This is a genomic window from Streptomyces sp. NPDC051180, from assembly GCF_040689545.1.
Lineage (GTDB): Bacteria > Actinomycetota > Actinomycetes > Streptomycetales > Streptomycetaceae > Streptomyces.
Genome location: NZ_JBFBBC010000001.1, coordinates 157749 through 179263, shown reverse-complemented (window position 1 = coordinate 179263; position 21515 = coordinate 157749). Strand labels below are relative to the sequence as shown.

Sequence of the window (21515 nt, the reverse complement as noted above, 5' to 3'; positions counted from 1 at the left end):
GTCCGCCCCCGCTCATGCCTGCCGCCCTTCCTGCGCCGTGCCGACGGAGGCCGGAACCGCGATCACGTCGGACCGCCGGGCCGTCGGCTCCACGAACGTGCCCTGGCGCTTGAGGAGTTCACGGGCGTACAGGACGCGAAGACTGACGGCGGTGACGGCGGCGTAGGCGAGCATGCCGCCGCCGATACCGACGCCCGCCAGCAGGGCGGTGGGGCGGTCGAGGTGCATGGAGCGCTCCAGTACGGGCACGGTCACCGCCGAGAACGCGGGGGCCAGGCACAGCGCGACGAGGTGCAGCCGCCACTCCTCGGCCGCCCAGGCGGCGCCCCGCGCGCCGGCGCGGAGTGCCCGCACCGCGACGACGGCGTAGACCACGGCGTACGGGACGAGGTAGGCGACGAGCAGCCGCCTGCCCGCGGTCCCCCCGTCGAGGAGGGCGTACGTGATCCACGCCAGGCCCGCGGCGCCGGCGAGGTGGGCCGCCGCCTGGACCGGCGCGGGGCACCAGGTGCCGGTCAGGCCGGGGACGGTGTCGCGCCGGTCGAGGGCGCGGGAGGCGAGGAGCGCGCCGAAGGCGACGAGGGAGCCGAGGTGCATGATCGCGACGCGGTTGATGTCGAGCATGTCGAGCCCCGGGTAGACCGAGGGCAGGAAGCCCCATTCGAGCCGGAGCAGCGGGGCGGTCATGAGGAAGCCGTAGCAGAGCAGCATCCAGCGCTGGTGCAGGTCGGGGAAGCCGCGGACGGCGGCGAGGATGCCGAAGGTGACGCTGCCGACGGTGCCGACGAGGATCGTGGCGAGCACGATCCAGAACGCGGCCCCGCTGAACGCCTCTTCGGGCGGGGTGCGGACGAGGTAGAGCGCGGCGCCGCCCATCGACACGTACACGGTCACGGCGAAGACGGTCCCGGTGACGCGGTGCAGCCGGACGCGGCGGCGGACGGCGGAGAGCAACTGGACAGGGCCGAGCAGCATCAGGAGGCCGCCGAGCACGGAGTGCACGATCAGCGGGACGAGGCTGCGCCCGTAGGGTCCGATCCGGTCGCGCACGGCCTCGGCGACGAACTCCGGGGAGACGGAGCGGCCGAGGATCCACTCGCCGACGGCCGGGGCTCCGGGGCTTGCGTAGGGCCAGAGTTCGGTCATGGCGATCGGCGCGTACGCCAGACAGACCGCCGTCACCGCGACGGTGGCCACCCTCCCCCGTCTCGTGCTTGTCGGACGCCCCACGACGGTCCCCCTCCTCCGAACACGCATAGTCCTTTCTGGACTATGGAGGAAGGTAGGGCGAGGCCACGGCGCGGTCAACCGGTCGGTGACGAACTCAGGGTTCGCGGGTCTCGACCCACTGCCAGAAATCGACCATCATCCGCTCATAGCGGATGCCGAACTCCAGCGCCTCGCGCTGACCCCGCGTCAGCAGCTCGCCCACGTCGGCGGCGAGCGCCTCGTACTCGTCGAGCGTCCGGCGGTGCTCCCCGACCTGCACGGGGGCGTGCACCCGCGGGCTGGCGCCGAACCACAGCTTGAGGATGCCGCGTTCGCGGGCCTCGACCGGGACGAAAGCGGGGTCGGCCAGCCAGTCGCGGAGCGCCGCCGACCCGGCCTCCGTGAGTCGCATCAGGCGCCTGTTCCGGCCACCCGCCTGCCGGACCTCCGACAGGAGCCCCGCTTCCAGGAGCCGGTCGCACTGCGCGTAGACCTGCGCGTGCGGCATCGACCAGAAGGGCGCCACGGTCCGCGCCGCCTCGACCTTCACGTCGTACGGACTGGCCTCGCCCAAGGTGTCGATGATACCGAGCACGAGGAAGGACGGCGTGGTCAAGCGGACTTCAGACATGCCGCCGACCGTATCGCGCAGAGCGGCCGAAGTCCCTGGTGAGGCGGCCACCCGCCACGCCCGACGGTCGTGAACCCGCCACGCCCGCGGCGGACTCCACACCGTCGCGCATTCCGGCCGGGTCCGCCCTCGCCCCCCTGCGGCGAGACGCCTACGGCGCCGGTCGCGGGGCGCCGGGCCCGGTCCACCGGGGCGCGTCGGGCAGCGGGGCCGACACCGGGAGCGGCGCGAACGACTCCTCCGGCTCGGCCGCGCGACCGTCCGGCGGGGCGTGCTCCGGGCGCAGCAGGTCGTGGAGCGCGGAGAGGCGGATGAGGCGGAGGATCCAGGGCTGGTCGCAGAGGAGCCGCCAGCGCGTGCCGCGACGCCCGGCGTCCCCGGCGCAGTGGGCGAGGAGGCCGAGTCCGGTGGCGTCGCAGAAGGTGAGGCGCCGGACGTCGACGGTCAGGGCGTCGGACTCCCGCACGAGGGCGTCGAGCTCGGGCCGCAGGTGCCGGACCAGGACGAGATCGAGCTCGCCGCGGAGCGCGGCGACGGTGACACCGTCGGTCGAGCGGACCACGAGGTACGGGTCGTGACGGGGGATCAGCTGCATCGGACGCTCCACAGGGTGGCTCCATGTGTCACGTCGAGGGTGGCCGTGTCCGGAAATGCAGGGACGTTTCACCTCGACTGCTGTCACCTGAATCGGTGAATCGCCTCCCCCTCCTCCTCCGCTTCCCCGGCCGAACGGCGAACGGGCGCGCGGCAGCGCCGGTCAGGGCGGAGTGCCGCCGTGCCGACCGGCGGGACCTCCCTGGTCCGCGGGGAGCGCGATCCGCCGGAACTCCACGGTCTCGTACGGGCTCCGGGCCCCGGTCTCGTGGAGGAGGCCGACCGTGCGCGCGTCCAGTCGGACCAGGTCCGAGTAGGCGGCCTTGCGCCGGGCGACGGTGAGGAGCCGGCCGAAGGTCAGGCCGCCGTCCCTGCTGCTCCACAGGGCGAGGTCGGCCCGTTCGGTCGGGACGGAGGGGGCGGAGAAGAGCAGGGTGCGGTCGCGCCCGCCGACGTACAGCAGGCTGCCCTGCACCACGGGGACGCCGTCGAGGGTCCGCTGCGGCGCGAACGGGCGGGCGAGGGTGGCGCCGCCGTCGGCCGAGACCGCGTCCGCGCGGTTGCCCGGTCCGGTGCCCAGCTGGTCGCGGGTGCCGAAGTAGACCTTCCCGTCCGGGAGTTCCGCTGCGGTGGACTCGTTGGAGTTGACGACGCCGTCGTAGGTGTCGTCGACGAGTCCGATCCTCCAGCTCCGGCCTCCGTCGTCGCTCAGGAGGGCGTGCGCTCCGTAGTACCGGGGCTCGCGGCCGGTGTCCGGCGAGCCCGGTGGCGGCGCCGCCGAGTGGTCGGCGGGGACGACCAGGCGCCCGGCGTGCGGGCCGCGGGCGAGGGCCAGGGCATGGCCGGGTCCGGTGGCGTACCAGCGCCAGTCGGGTCGCTTGGCCGACGCCGTGATCTCCCGCGGCGCCGAGAAGGTCCGGCCGTCGTCGGAGCTGCGCTGCACGAAGACGCGGCGGCCGCGTGCGGCCGGGACCTCGCCGCCCAGGATCCGGCTCTCCGTCGCCTCTGCGCCGTTGAAGGAGCTGACGAGGACCACGTCGCCGGAGCGGGGGTCGACGACCGGCGCGGGATTGCCCCGGGTGTCGCCGCCGCCGTCGGCGGCCACCCGCGGCGTGTCCCAGGTGCAGCCGCCGTCCTCCGAGCGCCGGACCACGATGTCGATGTCGCCGCTGTCCCCCGCCCCCGCGGTCCGTCCCTCCGCGAAGGCGAGCACGGTGCCGGCCGGGGTGCGCACGACGGCGGGGATGCGGTAGCCCGCGTACCCGCCGGTCCCGGCGGCGTACGGGACGGACGTCGTACAGCCGGCGCCGGGCCCCGCACGGCCCGGCGCCGGTTCCCCCCGTCCCGGTGGTCCGATGGTCCCCGTGGCGGACAGCCCCGCGGCGGTGACGGCGAGGACCGCCGTCGCCGCCACGACTCCACGCCTCACGGGTCTCCCTGCCGCCGCGCCGTCGAGCCGCGTCACGGCTCACCGCCCGAAGATCACCGGCACGGGAGACCGCGACCTGAACGCGGGGACAACGCCGGGCCTCGCGGAGACGAAACCCGCGGGCGGCGCGGGGCGGTCAGCCCGCGAACCTCGCCATCCACGCCTCGACGTCGGCCGAGGAGCGGGGCAGGCCCGACGAGAGGTTCTCGTGGCCGTCCTCGGTGACGAGCAGGTCGTCCTCGATCCGGACGCCGATGCCGCGCCACTCCTCGGGCACGGTGAGGTCGTCCGGCTGGAAGTAGAGGCCCGGCTCGACGGTGAGCACCATGCCCGGTTCGAGGACGCCGTCGACGTACTCCTCGGTGCGTGCCTGCGCGCAGTCGTGGACGTCGAGGCCGAGCATGTGGCCGGTGCCCGCCATCGTGAAGCGGCGCTGGAGGCCGAGCTCGTAGGCGCGGTCGACGGGGCCCTCGATGAAGCCCCACTCGACCAGGCGCGCGGCCAGATGCCGCTGGGACGCCTCGTGGAAGGCGCGGTACGGGACGCCCGGCTTCACGGCGGCCATGCCGGCCTCCTGCGCCTCGTACACCGCGTCGTACACCGTGCGCTGCACGTCGCTGAAGGTGCCGCTGATGGGGAGGGTGCGGGTGACGTCGGCGGTGTAGAGGGAGTGCGTCTCGACACCGGCGTCGAGGAGGAGCAGCTCGCCGGGGCGCACCGGGCCGTCGTTGTCGGTCCAGTGCATGATCGTGGCGTGCTCGCCGGCGGCGCAGATCGAGCCGTATCCGACGTGGTTGCCCTCCAGGCGGGCCCGGCGGAAGAAGGTGCCCTCGATCCACCGCTCGGACGAGGCGACCGCCCGGGAGAGCTCGCCGACGCAGTCGGTGAAGCCGCGGACGGTGGAGTCGACCGCCTTGCGCATCTCGCCGATCTCCCACGCGTCCTTGACGAGCCGCAGGTCGCTCAGCGCGCCCTCCAGCTCGGCGTCGCGCTCCTCGTCGGTGGTGACGGCGGCTTCCAGGGCCGGGTCGACCCCGCGGACGATGCGGGTGGGGACGCCGGCTCCGGCGGCGAGGTCGTCGGCGAGGGTGCGGACGTCCCGGCAGGCGAGGCCGAGGACGACCTCGGACTCCGCGAGGGTGCGGCGGCGGCCCATCCACAGCTCGGCGGTGTAGCCGATCCAGAACTCGTCGGTGTCCCGGCCGTCGCGGGGCAGCTGGTAGCTGGAGGCGTCGTGGCCTCCGTCGGCGCGGGGCTCCAGGACGAGGGCGCCGTCGCGGGCCTGGTCTCCGGTCATGTGCACGTAGCCGGAGTGGGCGCGGAAGGGGTACGTGTCGTCGTTGGAGCGCGTCTTGAGGTTGCCCGACGGGATCACCAGGCGCTCGCCGGGGAACAGGGCGGAGAGCGCCGCGCGGCGGCGGGCCGCGTGCGGGGCCTGCTCGTCGGGCTCGAGCCCGTGCCGCTCGGTGTCCGCCCAGCCCGTCCGCATGAGGGCGGAAAGCTCCTCGGAGACGCCTCCGTAGAGGCCGTTCTTGCGACCCTTCGCCACGTCCTGCACCTTCTTCCCGGTGAGTTCCTCGGCCACCGGTCGTCGGCGGCACCCGGACGGTACTCCCGTACGACCCCGCCGGGTGCCCAGGAGTGTCAGTGGCACGGATCGGCCACGCACGGGTGCCGGAAGGGGTCGATAATGCGGTCCATGGCGAACGCGAAGCTCAGTGAGGCCCTGCGGCTTCTGGGGATCGGCGACGAGGCCGGCCGGGTCTACCTCAAGCTCCTGGAGCTCGGGCCCGCGCCGCTGAGCGCCGTCGGGTCGGCGGCGGGGCTGTCGGGCGGCGCGCTGGCGGCGGCGTACGGGGAGCTGGTCGACGCCGGTCTCGCGAGCGCCGCCGAGGAGGGCCCGGAGGTGGTGGCGCCGGTGCCGCCCGCCGCCGGTCTGGAGATCCTCGGCCGGCACCGGGCCGCCGAGCTGGACGAGTCCCGGATCACGGTCGGCGGCGCGTTCGAGACGTTCCGTCGGCAGCGGCTCGCCACCCACGGCGACCATCTCGTGGAGGTCGTCACCGGGGACGCCGTCGGGCTGCGGATGCGGCAGGCGTGGGCGAGCGCGCGCGAGCAGATCCGGCAGCTCGACTCGCCGCCGTACTTCCCCATCCCGGGCGCGACGGACGACGCGCTGGCGACACTGGCCCGCGGGGTGACCCAGCGGGTGGTGTACTCGCGGGCGTCGCTGGAGCTGCCGGGGAACCTGGAGACGGCCATCGAGCCGTGCATCGAGGCCGGGGAGCAGGCCCGGGTGCTGCCGTCGGTGCCGGTGAAGCTGGTGATCATCGACGAGGCGTACGCGATGGTCTCCCTGTCGATCAGGGAGGCGGACGTGCACAACGCGATGATGGTGGTGCAGCCGTGCGGGCTGCTCTCCGCGCTGGTGGCGCTCTTCGAGCAGGTGTGGCAGGGCGCGCTGCCCTTCCACGGCCGCACCACGCGGCCGGCCGGGCTCCTGCCGGCCGACCGGCGGCTGCTGCGGCTGCTCGCCGGCGGCGCCGCCGACGAGGTCATCGCCCGTGAGCTCGGCGTGAGCCGCCGCACGCTGTTCCGCAGGATCCAGGTCCTGATGGCCCGGCTCGGCGCGACGAACCGGTTCCAGCTGGCGCTCCAGGCGCAGCGCTCGGGCTGGCTGTGACCCGGGGCCGGGAGTGCTCCCGGCCCCGGGGCGGGCGGTCCGTCAGGCCAGGTGCCGCCGCAGGAAGGTGTACATCAGGGCGCTGTTGTGGGCGGCCTGCTCGTTGTCGCCCGCGCCCGCGTGGCCGCCTCCGGTGTTCTCGTGGAACAGCACCGGATGCCCGAGCTCCCGCAGCCGGGCCGCCGCCTTGCGGGCGTGGCCGGGGTGGACGCGGTCGTCGCGGGTCGACGTCATGAGGAGCACCGGGGGGTAGCGCCGGTCCGCGGCGATCCGGTGGTACGGGGAGACGTCGAGCAGGTGCGGGAGGTCCGCCTCGTCGTCCGGGTCGCCGTACTCGGCGATCCAGGACGCGCCCGCGAGGAGCTTGTGGAAGCGGGTCATGTCGAGCAGCGGCACCTGGGCGACGATCGCGCCGAACAGCTCCGGGTAGCGGGTGAGCATCGCGCCCATCAGCAGCCCGCCGTTGCTGCCGCCGGCCGCGCCGAGCGCGGCCGGGGTGGTGATCCCGCGGGTGACGAGGTCCTCGGCGACGGCGGCGAAGTCCTCGAAGGCCCGCGGCCGGTCCGCGCCGAGGGCGGCCTGGTGCCAGTCCGGCCCGTACTCGCCGCCGCCCCGGATGTTCGCGATGACGTAGGTGCCGCCCTGTTCCAGCCACGCCCGGCCCGTGACCGCGCCGTAGTAGGGGGTGAGGGAGACCTCGAACCCGCCGTAGCCGTAGAGCAGGGTGGGCCCGGGGCCCGTGACGGCGTGGTCGGGTCCGATGACGAAGTACGGGACGCGTGTGCCGTCGCGGGAGACCGCGAAGTGCTGCGCCACGGAGAGGCCGGTGGTGTCGAAGCGGTCGGGGGCCTGCTTGAGGGTCTCGCTGTCGCCGCCGATGCGGCCGCGGTGGAGCGTGGAGGACTGGAGGAAGCCCGAGACGTCGAGGAAGAACTCGTCGGAGACGTCCGGGTCGGTGTCCACGACGCTCACGGCGGAGAGTTCGGGGACGCCGACGAGCGGCTCGCGGGTCCATCCTCCGTCGGGTGCGGGGGTGAGGACCTCGATGCGGGTGCTGACGTCCCGCAGCGTCTCCAGGACGAGGTGGCCGCGGGTCCAGGCGTGGCCGGCCAGGGCCGTCCGCTCGTCCGGGGTGAACAGCACCTCGGGGGTGCGGTCGCCCGCCAGGAACGCGTCGAAGTCGAAGGCGAGCAGCGAGCCCGTCGGCTGTCCCAGCCAGTCGGACTTGAGGGTGACGATCAGGTGCCGCCGGTGGGCGTAGGCGAGGGCGTCGTCGGGGACGTCGATCCGGACGAGCGTGCCGTCCGGCCGCAGCCAGTGGGTCTCGCTGCGGAAGAAGTCCAGCGACCGGCCGACGAAGTCGCGTTCGTAGCCGGGGGTGCTGTCGTGCTGTCCCCAGGCCGACACGTCGGCCTGTCCGGCCTCGAAGACGAGCTCGGCCTCCGCCGGCTCGGTGCCGCGCCGCCAGCGGCGGACCTGGCGCGGGTAGCCGGAGTCGGTGAGCGAGCCGGGGCCGGTGTCCGTGCCGACGAAGACGGTGTCGGCGTCGATCCAGCCGATCCGCGTCTTGGCCTCCGGGAGCCGGAAGCCGTCCTCGACGAACTCCCGTGCGGCGAGGTCGAACTCGCGGACCACGACGGCGTCACCGCCGTCCCGGGAGAGCCGGATCAGGGCCAGGTCGTGGTCGGGGCGGCGGACCCGCGCGCCGTCCCACACCCACTTCTCGCCCTCGGCCTCGGCGAGCGCGTCGAGGTCGAGCAGGACGTCCCACTCGGGGACGTCCTTGCGGTACTGCTCCAGGGTCGTCCGCCGCCAGAGCCCGCGGACGTGCGCGGCGTCCCGCCAGAAGTTGTACAGGTGCGGGCCGCGCCGGGTGGTGTACGGGATGCGGTCCGAGGCGTCCAGCACCTCCCGCAGCCGCTCCTTCAGCGGGAGGAAGCCGGGGTCGGCGGCGAGGGCGTCGGCCGTCTCGGCGTTCCGCTCGGCCACCCAGGCGAGCGCGTCCTCGCCGGTGACCTCCTCCAGCCAGAGGTACGGGTCGTCGTCGGTCGGTTCTCCCATGGCTACTTCCCGTCCTCGCGTCGCAGCTGTGCCGAAAGGTGGTGCCGCAGCGGCTGCCCGACCGCCGCCATGTCGTGGACGAAGTCGAGCGTGCCGTCGTCGGCGAGGGTATAGCGGCGCCGGGTGGCCTCGACGTCCTTGGCGGTGGGGGCGAGGGCGACGGTGTGGGTGGCGAGGTCGACCGTGCCGTCCTGCGCCCGGCCGACCATGATCTCCGCGATGCCCGTGGGCTGGGTGATCAGCGCCTCCACCGCGCCGTCCGGCTTCAGCCGCCACCATCCGCTCTCCCGCGCCGCGGGCCGCAGCGGGGTGCCGTCCGCGTCGACCAGCCAGGCGCGGGCCTCGTAGCGGAGGAACGGCCGGCCGTCGTGGGCGAACGTGACCTCCTGCTCGTACGCGAACCCCTCGGCGAGGGTCGGGTACTCGCCGCGGCCCCGGCCCGTCCAGGTGCCGAGCAGGCCGGTCACCGGCGCCAGCAGCTCGTGCGGCGCGGGCGTCCCGTCCGGCCGCAGGGCGTCGGGGTAGGGGTGGTGCGGCTCGCGGTCGAACATGAGGTGCGCTCCTGGGTCGGGGCCTGTGCCGGATCGCAGCTTAGGGGGTGTCGGCCGCCCGGGTGCCGGGGCCTTCCGGCCACGCCACCTGCCGCGATCGCCCGAGGGCCGCGTCCGTGGGCCCCCGTCGCGGTCGGGTGGGCGGGTCCACGCTGCGAGACGGGCGTTGACCGCACCGGTGACGGCCGCTACCTTCGCGCCATGTTGCGTACAGCCCTGCTCACCTCGCGCGGTCACATCGACCTGCTGCGGGTGGCCTCCGCCGCGTGTCGCCGCGGCTGCTGACGCCCTCTCACCCGCATCACCCCTGACGCCCTGACCGCAGTGCGCGCGTGTTCCTCCCGCGCCCGCGGGCGCTGAGGCGTACCTCCACCCCGTTCTCTCCCAGAGACCCCGGAGCCCCGCCATGACGGTCGGCCATGCCCCACCCCTCTCTCCGCCCGACATATCGCCTTTGCCGGATGTCGAGTCCCTCGCCCCCGCACGCGGGCCCGGTCGCGGCCCCGCCGTTCCGCGCTGGCTGCGCCGGTGTGTCGGACCCGTGCTGCTACTCGCGCTGTGGCAGACCCTCAGTACGGCGGGCGTCCTCCCCTCCGACGTGCTGGCCTCGCCGGGGACCATCGCCCGGGCCGGCGGCGGGCTGATCGCGGACGGCACGCTGCCGACCGCGATGGGGGTCTCGCTGTGGCGGGTCGCCGTGGGGCTGCTGATCGGCGGCGCCGTGGGGGTCTCGCTCGCCCTGGTGTCGGGGCTGTCGCGGCTCGGCGAGGACCTCGTCGACGCTCCCGTGCAGATGCTGCGGACGGTCCCGTGGGTCGGCCTCATCCCGCTCTTCATCATCTGGCTCGGGATCGGCGAGGCGCCCAAGGTGGCGCTGATCGCCCTCGGGGTGGCCTTCCACCTCTATCTGAACGTGTACGCCGGCATACGCGGCGTGGACGCCCGACTCGTCGAGGCGGGCGAGTCGCTGGGGCTGGGCCGGTGGGGTCTGGTCCGGCACGTCGTGCTGCCCGGCGCCCTGCCGGGGGCCATGACGGGGCTGCGCTACTCGCTCGCCACCGCCTGGCTCGCGCTGGTCTTCGGGGAGTCGATCAACGCCGACGCCGGGATCGGCTTCCTGATGAACCAGGCACGCGAGTTCTTCCGCACCGACGTGATCGTCGTCTGCCTGGTCGTCTACGCCTTCCTCGGCCTGCTCGCCGACGCCGTCGTCCGCTCTCTCGAAAGGCTGCTGCTGCAATGGCGACCGACCTTCACCGGGCAGTGACCGTCCAGGGTCTCACCCGCTCCTTCGACGGACGCCCGGTCGTCGACGGACTCGATCTGACCCTGCGGGCCGGGCAGTTCACCGCGCTCCTCGGTCACAGTGGCTGCGGCAAGTCCACGCTCCTGCGGGTGCTCGCGGGGCTCGACCGGGAGATCTCCGGCACCGTCCTCGTGCCGCGGCGGCGGGCCGTCGCCTTCCAGGCGCCGCGTCTGATGCCGTGGAAGCGGGTCTGGCGCAACGTGCTGCTCGGACTGCCCGGCAAGCCCGGCCGCGCGGTCGCGGAGAAGGCCCTGGAGGAGGTCGGACTCGGCCACCGCTCCGGGGCGTGGCCCAAGACCCTCTCCGGAGGTGAGGCCCAACGCGCCTCCCTCGCCCGTGCGTTGGTACGCGATCCCGATCTGCTGCTGCTCGACGAGCCGTTCGGCGCGCTCGACGCCCTGACCCGGATCAAGGCGCAGCGCCTGGTGGCGGAGTTGTGGCAGCGGCGCGGCTGCACGGTTCTGCTCGTCACCCACGACGTGGACGAGGCGCTGCTGCTCGCGGACCGCGCCCTGGTGATGCGGGACGGGGTCATCGCGTACGACACCCCGGTCGACCTCGCACGGCCCCGCTCGCCCGGGGACCCCGAGCTCGCCGGGCTCCGCACCCGCCTGCTCGCCGAACTCGGCGTCACCGAGGACGGGCTCGCCGCGCCCACCGCGGCCTGATCGGCACCGTCCCGCCCCTCCCGCCCCGCTCTTGCGACGTCCCGACACCGAAACCGGCCCCGACGCCGACCCCGACCCCGAGGAGAACCCGTGAAGTCCCCCCGTCTGTCCGCCGCGGCACTGCTGGTGCCCCTCGCCCTCCTCGTCTCCGCCTGCTCCGGCGCCTCGGCCGCCGGGCAGAACGCGAACTCCGACGGCAAGGGGAGCCTCGTCCTGCGCGTGGGCGACCAGAAGGGCGGCTCCGAGGCCGTCCTGCGCGCCGCGGGCGAACTCGACGACCTGCCCTATCGCGTCACATGGTCGACGTTCACCTCGGGCCCACCCCTGCTCGAAGCCGTGAACGCCGAGGCCGTCGACATCGGGGGTGTCGGCAACACCCCGCCGGTGTTCGCCGCCGGCGCCTCCTCCAAGATCACCGTGGTCGCCGCCACCCACGGCGACTCGGCCGGTGAGGCGATCCTCGTCCCCAAGGACTCCCCGCTGCGCACCGCCCGCGATCTGAAGGGGAAGAAGGTCGCCGTGGCCCAGGGCAGCGCCGCGCACTACCAGCTGATCGCCGCGCTCGCCGAGGCCGGGCTCACCCTCGGCGACATCCACCCCACCCTGCTCCAGCCGGCCGACGCCCTCGCCGCCTTCTCCGGCGGCAAGGTGGACGCCTGGGCGGTCTGGGACCCGTACACCTCCCAGGTCCTGGAGAGCGGCCGGGGCCGGGTGCTCGCCGACGGCCGGGGCATCGTCAACGGCCTCGCGTTCCAGGTCGCGGCCCCCGCCGCGCTCGCCGACAAGGAGAAGGCCGCCGCCATCGGCGACTACCTCGAACGGCTGCGGCGCGCCCAGGACTGGGTGTTCGAGCACCCCGACGCCTGGGCGAAGGTCTGGGCGAAGGAGACCGGTCTGCCGTACGCGGTGGCCCTCGCCGCCGTGAAGCGCAGCAACGGCACCCGGGTCCCGGTCGCCCTCGACGACGCGGCCGTCGCCTCCGAGCAGCGGATCGCCGACACCTTCGCCCGGCTCGGGCTGATCCCTCGCACCTTCCGGTTCGACGACTTCGTCGACCGCCGCTTCAACAAGGACCTGCCGCCGTCGACCACCCCGGCGCGCACGTACGGAAAGGCATCCTGATGACCGTCCACCTGCACTGGTTCCTGCCGACCGGCGGCGACGGCCGCACCCTCGTCGACCGGCACGCCTACACCGACGGCGGGATCACCCGGAGCCGGACCGTGTCCGGGGTGCGCGCGCCCGACATCGACTATCTGGTCCAGATCGCCAAGGCCGCCGAACAACTGGGCTTCGAGGCGGTGCTGACCCCGACCGGGACGTGGTGCGAGGACGCCTGGCTGACGACCGTGGCCCTCGCCCAGCACACCGAGCGGCTCAAGTTCCTGGTGGCCTTCCGCCCGGGCGTGATCTCACCGGTCCTCGCGGCCCAGATGGCGTCCACCTACCAGCGGATCACCCGGGGGCGGCTGCTCCTCAACGTGGTGACGGGCGGCGACTCCGCCGAGCAGCGGCGGTTCGGCGACCACCTGGACCACGACCGGCGGTACGCGCGGACGGCCGAGTTCCTCTCGGTCGTGCGGGGCGCCTGGAGCGGCCGGCCGTTCGACTTCGAGGGCGAGCACTTCCGGATCGACGGCGGCCTGACCGCGCTGCCGCCCGACCCGCTGCCCGAGATCTTCTTCGGCGGCTCCTCCGAGGCGGCCGGTCCCGTCGCGGCGGAGCACGCCGACGTCTATCTGACCTGGGGCGAGCCGCCCTGGCAGGTGAAGGAGAAGATCGACTGGATCCGGGGGCTCGCGGAGGAGCGGGGCCGGACGGTCCGGTTCGGGATCCGCCTGCACACCATCTCGCGGGACTCGGCGCGGGACGCCTGGGCGACGGCCGACCGGCTGCTCTCCGATCTCGACGCCGAGACGGTCGCCTCGGCCCAGGAGCTGCTCGGCCGCAGTGAGTCCGTCGGCCAGCAGCGGATGCTGGCCCTCCACCGCGGCGGCTCGCTCGACCGGGACAAGCTGGAGATCTCGCCGAACCTGTGGGCGGGGGTCGGTCTGGTGCGGGGCGGGGCGGGGACGGCGCTCGTCGGCAGCCACGCCGACGTCGCGGACCGGATCGAGGAATACCACGACCTGGGCGTGGAGCACTTCGTGCTGTCCGGGTACCCGCACCTGGAGGAGGCGTACTGGTTCGGCGAGGGCGTGACGCCCGAGCTCGCCGCGCGCGGGCTGCTGCCGAAGGTCCCGGCCTCCCCGCTGCTCGGGGTCCCCGCGGTGAACGGCCGTCCGGCCTCGGCCCCGGGCGGGGCGCCGCTGCTGGTGCCCGGCGGGCGGTAGAGCGCCGGGGCGGGGGTGCGGGAAGATCCGCACCCCCACCCCGGTTGGTAGAAGCGTGAACGATTTCGAGGTCGAAGCGGTCGGGACGGTCGGAGCGGCTCCGGGGACGGTCGCGGCAGGCGGCGACGGGCCACGGACGGTGGACGTCGTCGTCATCGGCGCCGGCCAGGCCGGTCTCTCGGCCGCCTTCCACCTCCGGCGCGCCGGTCTGGAGCCGGACCGCGACTTCGTGGTGCTCGACCACGCCCCCCACCCCGGCGGCGCCTGGCAGTTCCGCTGGCCGTCCCTGACGTACGGCAAGGTCCACGGCATGCACGCGCTGCCGGGCATGGAGCTGACGGGCGCGGACCCCGCGCGGCCCTCCTCGGAGGTGATCGGCGCGTACTTCGACACGTACGAGCGGACGTTCGACCTGCGGGTCCACCGGCCCGTCGACGTCACCGCCGTCGGGGAGGGCGAGGACGGGCGGCTGCGGGTGGAGACCTCGGAGGGGGTCTACGCGACCCGTGCCCTGATCAACGCCACCGGCACCTGGGACCGCCCCTTCTGGCCGCGCTACCCGGGCCAGGAGACCTTCCGCGGCCGCGAGCTGCACACCGCCGACTACCCGGGGCCGGCGGAGTTCGCCGGGAAGCGCGTACTCGTCGTCGGGGGCGGCGCATCCGGCACCCAGCACCTGATGGAGATCGCCGAGGTCGCCGCCGGCACGACCTGGGTCACCCGGCGCGAGCCCGTCTACCGCGAGGGGCCGTTCGGGGAGGAGGAGGGGCGCGCCGCCGTCGCCCTCGTCGAGGAGCGCGTCCGGCGCGGGCTCCCGCCGCGCAGCGTCGTCTCGGTCACCGGACTCCCCCTCAACGACGCGATCCGCGAGGCGCGCGAGCGCGGGATCCTGGACCGGCTTCCGATGTTCGACCGGATCACCCCGACCGGGGTGGCCTGGGCGGACGGCCGGACCGCCGACGTGGACGTGATCCTGTGGGCGACCGGCTTCCGGGCGGCGATCGACCACCTGACCCCGCTGCGGCTGCGGGAGCCCGGCGGCGGGATCCGGGTCGAGGGGACGCGGGCGGTGCGCGACGAGCGCGTCCACCTCGTCGGCTACGGCCCGTCGGCGTCGACGATCGGCGCCAACCGGGCCGGCCGGGCCGCCGTCTCCGACATCCGCCGCCTCCTCGCCCGCGAGCCGGCCGGCGTCGCCGCCGGCTGAGCCCGCGTCACTGCTTCGCCGCGCTCCGGTTGGCGTTGAACTCGGCCACGTTCTCCCGGTGGGCCGCGTAGTCGGCGGTGAAGCGGGTGTCGCCGGGGGCGACCGTGACGAAGTACAGCCAGTCGCCGTCCGCCGGACGGATGACGGCGTCCAGCGCCTGGTCCCCCGGATTCCCGATCGGCGTCGGCGGGAGCCCCTTGCGCTCGTAGGTGTTGTACGGGCTGGAGCTCCGCGTGTCCTCGTAGGTCGTGTCCACCGTGGTGCGGTCCAGTGCGTAGTTGAGCGTCGAGTCCATCTGGAGGGCCATGCCGCGGGCGAGCCGGTTGTGGACGACGCGGGCCACCTTGGCCATGTCCTCGGGGTTGTCGGCCTCGGCCTGGACGATGCTCGCCGCGATCACCGTCTGGTACACGCTCAGTCCGTGCGCCCGCGCGCCCTCCGCGATCGCCGCCGTCCCGAAGCGGCGGGAGGCGGTGTCCACCATGAAGCGGAGCAGCACCTCCGGGCTGGTGGCGGTGAGCACGGGGTAGGTCGCGGGGAAGAGGTAGCCCTCCGGGTTGCCGTCGGCCTCGGCGGGCAGCGGAAGCACCGTGCCGGGCGCCATCGCGGTCTTCCGCGCGGTGCCCCGGGGCAGACCGAGGGACCGGTCGACGGCCGCGTACACCTGACCGGCCCGCCAGCCCTCGGGGACGAGGAGCGAGCGGGGCTTTTCGGCGACCGGTTCGTCGTGGGCGGGCAGCAGGGGCACGGTGACCGCGGCGGCCACGGCGAGGACGGCGCCGAGCAGCAGGGCGAGACGGCCGCGCCGGGTGAGCCGGGGGCGGCGTCCGCGCCGGGGCGGCATGGGCGACGCGGGGCGGCGGGGGCCCAGGGCGGGCAGCGCGCGGTGGACGCGGCGCGGGGGTGCGTACGGGGACGGCGACCGGTAGGTCATGGCCGCACGCTAACCCGGTCCGTCCGGGAATCCGGGGAACCCGCGCACGCGGCGGCGCCGCCGGCTCCCTGGGACGGGGAACCGACGGCGCCGGGCACTGCGATCGTCAGACGAGCCAGCCCAGGAAGTGCAGGACGCCGGCGAGCAGGTTGGTGATGACGTTCATGGTGGTGCTTCTCCTCGTACAGGTGCATCAGTGGGACGGTGCGATCGCGTTCTGCAGCACGCCGCTCGCACTCCGTCATCATCCGACGCGGTACGGGGAAGGGACAACGATCTCCCGGAACGATCACACGTTCTGGGGAACAACCGCTCCCACGTTCGTCTGTTCGCCCGCACGCCCTGTCGAAGCGGCCTCCCCGGCGCCCGCCGAGGGGTCCGCGGCAGCCGATTCCGCCGTGCGGGCGTCCCGCCGGACCAGGGCCGCGTAGCGGCCGTCGCGCGCGAGCAGCTCGTCATGGGTCCCGCGCTCGGCGATCCGGCCCGCCTCCAGGACGACGATCTGGTCGGCGTCGCGGACGGTCGAGAGCCGGTGGGCGATGGTGATGGTCGTGCGACCCTCGGACAGGGTGTCCATGGCCTGCTGCACCGCGTGCTCCGTCCGGGTGTCGAGGGCGCTGGTCGCCTCGTCGAGGATGAGCACGGGCGGGTCGCGCAGGATGGTGCGCGCGATGGCCAGGCGCTGCTTCTCGCCGCCGGAGAACCGGTAGCCGCGCTCGCCCACCAGGGTGTCGTAGCCGTCGGGCAGCGAGGCGATGTGGTCGTGGATCTGGGCGGCGCGCGCGGCGGCCTCGATCTCCTCGTCGGTGGCGTCCGGCTTGGCGAAGCGGAGGTTGTCCGCGACGGAGGCGTGGAAGAGGTAGGTCTCCTGGGAGACGACGCCGACGGCGCGGGCGAGCGTGTCGAAGTCCAGGTCGCGCACGTCGACGCCGTCGAGGGCGACGCGTCCGCCGGTGACGTCGTACAGCCGCGGCACCAGGTAGCTCAGCGTGGACTTGCCCGAGCCGGTGGGACCGACGACGGCGAGGCTGCCGCCGGCGGGGACGGTGAGGTCGATCGACTCCAGGGTCGCCCGGCCCGTCTCCTCGGGGTCGTAGCGGAACTCGACCTTCTCGAAGGAGACCTCGCCCCTGACGAGCGGGAGGCTGACGGGCTCGGCGGGCTCGGCGACGTCGACGGGCAGGTCCAGGTACTCGAAGATGCGCTGGAAGAGCGCGAGGGAGGTCTGCATCTGCACGCCGGTGGAGAGCAGGCTCACGGCCGGCCGGAAGAGGCCCTGCTGGAGCGTGACGAAGGCGACGAGCGTGCCGAGCGAGAGGGTGGCGCCGCCGGGGCCGAGCGCGATGCCGGCGGCCCAGTAGATCAGGGCGGGCATGGCGGCCATGACGATGCTGATGGTGGACATGCGCCAGCGCCCGGCCATGGAGGAGCGCACTTCGAGGTCGACGAGGCGCTCGGACTCCTCGGCGAAGGACTTCGTCAGGGAGTCGGAACGGCCCATGGTGCGGCCCAGCAGGATGCCGCTGACCGAGAGGGACTCGGTGACGGTCGCGGCCATCGCGGCCATCTGCTTCTGGCGCTGGGTGGTGATCCGTTTGCGCTCGCGGCCGACGCGCCGGCTGATCCAGACGAAGACGGGCAGCAGGAGCAGCGAGACGAGGGTGAGGCGCCAGTCGAGGGCGAGCATGGCGACCACGGTCGCGACGACCGCGGTGAGGTTGGAGACGAGCGAGGTGGCCGTCGAGGTGACGGTGGCCTGCATGCCGCCGATGTCGTTGGCGATCCGGGACTGGACCTCGCCCGTGCGGGTGCGCGTGAAGAAGGCCAGAGGCATCCGCTGGAGCTGCTCGTACACCGCGGTGCGCAGGTCGTGCATGACGCGCTGGCCGACGGTGGTGGAGATCAGGGTCTGGAGCACGCCGAACACGCCGTTCAGCACGGCGGTGGCGATCATGCCGAGGGCGAGCAGGCTCAGCAGCCCGGTGCGGCCCTGCGGGATCGCGACGTCGAGGAGCTCCCTGAGCAGGAACGGCGAGGCGACCGAGACGAGCGAGGCGGCGCCGACCAGGAGGCCGACGAGCGCGAGGCGCGCGCGGTAGGGACGGAAGAGCCGCAGGATGCGCCGCACCTGGGCGGGCTCCTTCGGCCGGGTGGAGTCACGGGACGGTGGCGTCCAGTCGGACTGGTCGTGGGGATGCATGGGCTCCTTCGGGAAATGAGGCGATTCGAGCAGAGCATAGCTCATTGTTACCTATACTCACAATGAACCAGGTCCTGATATTGTTCCCCCATGACCACCTCCGACCGCACGAGCGCGGCCGCCCGCACGGGTGACGGCCCGGGCGGGACCGACGCCGACGGGCTCCTCGCCGAGCAGCTGCTGCGGCTCACCCGCCGCCTGCACCGCATCCAGAAGCACCACCTGGAACCGGTCGGCATCACCCCCGCGCAGTCGCGGCTGCTGCGCACGGTCGCGCACTTCGGACAGCCGCCCCGGATGGCGGACCTCGCGGCCCGGCTCGAGGTCGTCCCCCGGGCCGTGACCAGTCTCGTCGACGGCCTGGAGGCGGGCGACCGGGTGCGCCGGGTCCCCGACCCGAACAACCGCCGGGTGATACGGATCGAGCTCACCGACGCCGGCCGCGCCACGCTGCGCGAGCTGCGCAGCGCGCGCCGGGCGGCCGCAGAGGACATCCTTGCTCCATTGACCGTCGAACAGCGCGAGGTGCTCGGAGGTCTGCTGTCCGCCCTGGTCGACCAGGCGCCGGAGAGCGGCTGCTGATCCGACCGGGCACGGGGACGCGCGGAATGGGGAGCCCTGACATGCCGCTGCTGGAGCCGAACCCGCAGTCCCTCCGCCCCGCGACGAAGCGGACCCCGGCGCCGGACCGGGTCCCCGAGCTCCAGGCCCGGGGCACGCCCCGGCGGCTCCGCGAGGAGCTGCACGAGCTCCTCGGCCCGGAGAAGGTCCTGTCCAGGATCTCCGACCTCGTGCGGTACGCCTCGGACGCGAGCCCGTACCGCTTCGTGCCGCAGGTCGTCGTGGTCGCCGAGGACATCGACGACATCTCCACGATCCTGTCCTACGCCCACGGCAAGGGCCGCGAGGTCGTCTTCCGGGCCGCGGGGACCAGCCTCAACGGACAGGCGCAGGGCGAGGACATCCTCGTCGACGTCCGCCGCCACTGGGTGGGCGCCGAGGTCCTCGACGGCGGAGCCCGCCTCCGCGTCCGGCCCGGCACGACCGTCGTCCGGGCCAACGCCGCGCTCGCCCCGCACGGGCGGGTCCTGGGGCCCGACCCGGCCAGCGCCGTCGCCTGCACGATCGGCGGCGTCGTCGCCAACAACGCCTCGGGCATGACGGCCGGGACGACCCGGAACTCCTACCGGACCGTCTCCTCCCTGACCTTCGTGCTGCCGAGCGGCACCGTCGTCGACACCGGCGACCCGGACGCCGACGCGCTGCTCGCGCACGCCGAGCCGAGGCTGTGCGCGCAGCTGCTCGCGCTGAAGGCCGAGATCGAGGCCGACGCCGAGCTCACCGCCCGGATCCGGGCCAAGTACACCCTCAAGAACACCAACGGCTACCGGCTCGACGCCTTCCTCGACGGGGCCACGCCCGCGGAGATCCTGCGGGGCCTCATGGTCGGTTCCGAGGGCACCTTCGGCTTCATCTCCGAGGTCGTCTTCGACACCCTGCCGCTGGACCGGGAGGTCTCCACCGCCCTGCTCTTCTTCCCCTCGCTGCCGGCCGCCGCCGCGGCCGTGCCCCTGTTCAACGAGGCCGGGGCGCTGGCCGTCGAGCTGATGGACGGAAACACCCTGCGGGCCTCGGTGAGCGTCCGGGGCGTACCCGCCGACTGGGCGGACCTGCCCAAGGAGACGGCGGCGCTGCTGGTCGAGTTCCGGGCGCCGGACGCGGCGGCGCGGGAGGCGTACGAGCGGGCGGCCGAGGCCGTCCTCGCCGGGCTCGACCTGGTGGCCCCGGTGCCCTCCGTGGCGAACGCGTTCACCCGCGACCCGGGGACGATCTCCGGCTACTGGAAGGCCCGCAAGGCGTTCGTGACCGCGGTGGGCGGCTCGCGCCCCTCCGGCACGACCCTGATCACCGAGGACTTCGCGGTGCCGCCGGACCGCCTCGCGGAGGCATGCGCCGCCCTGCTCGACCTGCAGTCCCGGCACGGGTTCGACGCGGCCGTCGCCGGTCACGCGGCCCACGGCAACCTGCACTTCCTCCTCGCCTTCGACGCCGCCGACCCCTCCGACGTCGAGCGGTACGCGGCCTTCATGGACGAGTTCTGCAAGCTCACGGTCGAGCGCTTCGACGGCTCGCTGAAGGCCGAGCACGCCACCGGCCGCAACATCGCGCCCTTCCTGGAGCTGGAGTGGGGGACGCGGGCGACCGACCTGATGTGGCGGGTCAAGGAGGCCATCGACCCCGACGGGGTGCTCGCGCCGCGGATCGTGCTCGACCGCGACCCGCACGCCCATCTGCGCGGTCTGAAGACGATCCCCGCCGTGGAGCGGATCGCCGACCCCTGCATCGAGTGCGGCTTCTGCGAACCGACCTGCCCCAGCGGCGACCTGACGACCACTCCGCGCCAGCGGATCGTGCTGCGCCGGGAGATGATGCGCCAGGCCGCGGGCTCGCCCGTCGAGAGCCGCCTCCTGGCGTCGTACAGCTACGACGCCGTGGACACCTGCGCGGGCGACTCCACCTGCAAGCTGGCCTGTCCGGTCGGCATCGACACGGGCGCGCTGATGAAGGACTTCCGGCACGAGCGGCACTCGCCGCGGGAGGAGCGGATCGCCGCCCTGGCCGCGCGGAACTTCCGCGCGGTGGAGACCTCCGCGCGGCTCGCGGTCGCCGCGGCGGACCGGATCGGCGACCGGGTCCTGGAGTCGGTCACGGGTCTGGCACGCAAGGCCGTGCGCCCCGACCTCGTACCGGAGTGGCTGCCGGAGATCCCCGGCGCCGCGGCCCGGCGGCTGCCCCGCACCCACCGTCCGGCGGCCGTCGCCGTCTACTACCCCGCCTGCGTGAACCGCATCTTCGGCGGACCCGACGGACGGACCGGCCCCTCCCTCCCCGAGGCCGTGGTCGCCGTGTCGGCCCGGGCGGGCAGGCCCGTGTGGATCCCGGACGACGTGGCCGGCACGTGCTGCGCCACCATCTGGCACTCGAAGGGGTACCGGCGCGGCAACGAGGTGATGGCCAACAAGATCGTCGAGGCCGCCTGGGGGTGGACGGCCGGCGGGGCGCTGCCGCTCGTCGTGGACGCCTCGTCCTGCACCCTCGGCATCGCCGAGGAGGTGATCCCGTACCTGACGGAGGACAACCGACGGCTGCACGCCGAGCTGACGGTGGTCGACTCGCTGGTGTGGGCGGCGGACGAGCTGCTCCCCCGGCTTTCCGTCCGCCGCCGGGTCGGATCGGCCGTCGTCCATCCGACGTGCTCGATGCGGCACCTGGGCGACGAGGAGAAGCTGACGGCGCTCGCCGGGGCCTGCGCCGACGAGGTCGTGGTCCCGGCCGACGCGGGCTGCTGCGCCTTCGCCGGCGACCGGGGCATGCTGCATCCGGAGCTGACCGCCTCGGCGACCGCCCGCGAGGCGGCCGAGGTGACGGCCCGCCCGTTCGACGTCCACCTCTCGGCCAACCGCATGTGCGAGATCGGGATGGACCGCGCGACGGGCCGCAGCTACCAGTCGGCGCTGCTGGCCCTGGAGCGCGCGACCCGTCCCTGACCGACCGTCACCGGACCCTCGGCGAGGCACCGAAGAGCCCGGCAGCAGGACCCCTCACCCCCGGTGGTGAGGGGTCCTTCGTATGTTCGGGTGATCATCGACGGCGGCTACGGCCCGGTGCGATATCCGGAACAGTAAGGTCCGACTACCCGTCACATGTG

Annotated in this window: 17 protein-coding genes; 8 read left to right on the top strand and 9 right to left on the bottom strand. The window is 74.0% G+C overall.

The genetic code is table 11. The features are described 5' to 3' along the window. Positions 1-12 precede the first annotated feature (12 nt). The 5 genes from AB0424_RS00875 to AB0424_RS00855 all read right to left on the bottom strand — a co-directional run bounded on the left by AB0424_RS00875 (position 13) and on the right by AB0424_RS00855 (position 5412). The gene (locus AB0424_RS00875; protein WP_366301130.1) at positions 13-1197 is read right to left on the bottom strand and encodes a DUF2306 domain-containing protein; all 1185 of its coding nucleotides are present in this window, start codon (positions 1195-1197) and stop codon (positions 13-15) included. Between the two features lie 127 nt (positions 1198-1324). Continuing rightward, complete coding sequence (locus AB0424_RS00870) at positions 1325-1840, bottom strand: PadR family transcriptional regulator (RefSeq protein ID WP_366301128.1); 516 nt, start codon at positions 1838-1840, stop codon at positions 1325-1327. Between the two features lie 151 nt (positions 1841-1991). Next, positions 1992-2435 carry an STAS domain-containing protein gene (locus tag AB0424_RS00865; protein ID WP_366301126.1) on the bottom strand — a complete coding sequence of 148 codons (444 nt, stop codon included), beginning with the start codon at positions 2433-2435 and terminating at the stop codon, positions 1992-1994. Between the two features lie 162 nt (positions 2436-2597). Then, the gene (locus AB0424_RS00860; protein ID WP_366301835.1) at positions 2598-3791 is read right to left on the bottom strand and encodes a sialidase family protein; all 1194 of its coding nucleotides are present in this window, start codon (positions 3789-3791) and stop codon (positions 2598-2600) included. A 208-nt stretch (positions 3792-3999) separates the two neighbouring features. Next, on the bottom strand, positions 4000-5412 hold the full coding sequence (locus AB0424_RS00855; RefSeq protein ID WP_366301833.1) for an aminopeptidase P family protein: 1413 nt from the start codon (positions 5410-5412) through the stop codon (positions 4000-4002). Between the two features lie 150 nt (positions 5413-5562). Here AB0424_RS00855 and AB0424_RS00850 point away from each other — a divergent pair, with 150 nt between their 5' ends. Next, positions 5563-6546, top strand: a complete 984-nt coding sequence (locus tag AB0424_RS00850) for a LuxR C-terminal-related transcriptional regulator (RefSeq protein WP_366301125.1) — start codon at positions 5563-5565, stop codon at positions 6544-6546. A gap of 42 nt (positions 6547-6588) precedes the next feature. On the opposite strand, the gene AB0424_RS00845 is transcribed toward AB0424_RS00850, so the two are convergent. Both AB0424_RS00845 and AB0424_RS00840 read right to left on the bottom strand, forming a co-directional pair. Continuing rightward, on the bottom strand, positions 6589-8607 hold the full coding sequence (locus AB0424_RS00845) for a prolyl oligopeptidase family serine peptidase (protein WP_366301124.1): 2019 nt from the start codon (positions 8605-8607) through the stop codon (positions 6589-6591). Between the two features lie 2 nt (positions 8608-8609). Then, on the bottom strand, positions 8610-9158 hold the full coding sequence (locus AB0424_RS00840) for an FABP family protein (protein ID WP_366301123.1): 549 nt from the start codon (positions 9156-9158) through the stop codon (positions 8610-8612). 406 nt (positions 9159-9564) lie between these two features. Here AB0424_RS00840 and AB0424_RS00835 point away from each other — a divergent pair, with 406 nt between their 5' ends. From AB0424_RS00835 to AB0424_RS00815, 5 genes are all read left to right on the top strand, one after another. Further along, positions 9565-10425: an ABC transporter permease gene (locus tag AB0424_RS00835; protein ID WP_366301122.1), complete on the top strand. Its 861-nt coding sequence runs from the start codon at positions 9565-9567 to the stop codon at positions 10423-10425. Beyond that, entirely contained in the window at positions 10398-11132 is a 735-nt protein-coding gene (locus AB0424_RS00830; protein ID WP_366301121.1) for an ABC transporter ATP-binding protein, read from the top strand. The genes AB0424_RS00835 and AB0424_RS00830 overlap by 28 nt, the downstream gene beginning before the upstream one ends. 90 nt (positions 11133-11222) lie before the next feature. Further along, positions 11223-12254 (top strand): ABC transporter substrate-binding protein, encoded by a 1032-nt coding sequence (locus AB0424_RS00825; RefSeq protein ID WP_366301119.1) that lies wholly within the window; start codon positions 11223-11225, stop codon positions 12252-12254. Further along, positions 12254-13465: an LLM class flavin-dependent oxidoreductase gene (locus AB0424_RS00820; RefSeq protein WP_366301117.1), complete on the top strand. Its 1212-nt coding sequence runs from the start codon at positions 12254-12256 to the stop codon at positions 13463-13465. The genes AB0424_RS00825 and AB0424_RS00820 overlap by 1 nt, the downstream gene beginning before the upstream one ends. Positions 13466-13604: 139 nt before the next feature. Then, a complete protein-coding gene (locus tag AB0424_RS00815; RefSeq protein WP_366301831.1) occupies positions 13605-14672 on the top strand; it encodes an NAD(P)-binding domain-containing protein in 1068 nt (355 codons plus the stop codon). Positions 14673-14679: 7 nt separating this feature from the next. Here AB0424_RS00815 and mltG read toward each other — a convergent pair whose 3' ends face one another. Further along, a complete protein-coding gene (gene mltG, locus AB0424_RS00810) occupies positions 14680-15516 on the bottom strand; it encodes an endolytic transglycosylase MltG (RefSeq protein WP_366301829.1) in 837 nt (278 codons plus the stop codon). Positions 15517-15895: 379 nt separating this feature from the next. After that, positions 15896-17806, bottom strand: coding sequence for an ABC transporter ATP-binding protein (locus AB0424_RS00805; RefSeq protein ID WP_366301116.1), 1911 nt, complete (start codon positions 17804-17806; stop codon positions 15896-15898). Positions 17807-17896: 90 nt separating this feature from the next. Between AB0424_RS00805 and AB0424_RS00800 the strand changes: the two genes are divergently transcribed. Beyond that, positions 17897-18388 carry a MarR family transcriptional regulator gene (locus AB0424_RS00800; RefSeq protein ID WP_366301114.1) on the top strand — a complete coding sequence of 164 codons (492 nt, stop codon included), beginning with the start codon at positions 17897-17899 and terminating at the stop codon, positions 18386-18388. 41 nt (positions 18389-18429) lie between these two features. Continuing rightward, entirely contained in the window at positions 18430-21354 is a 2925-nt protein-coding gene (locus AB0424_RS00795; protein WP_366301113.1) for an FAD-binding and (Fe-S)-binding domain-containing protein, read from the top strand. The last annotated feature ends 161 nt before the right edge of the window (positions 21355-21515 follow it).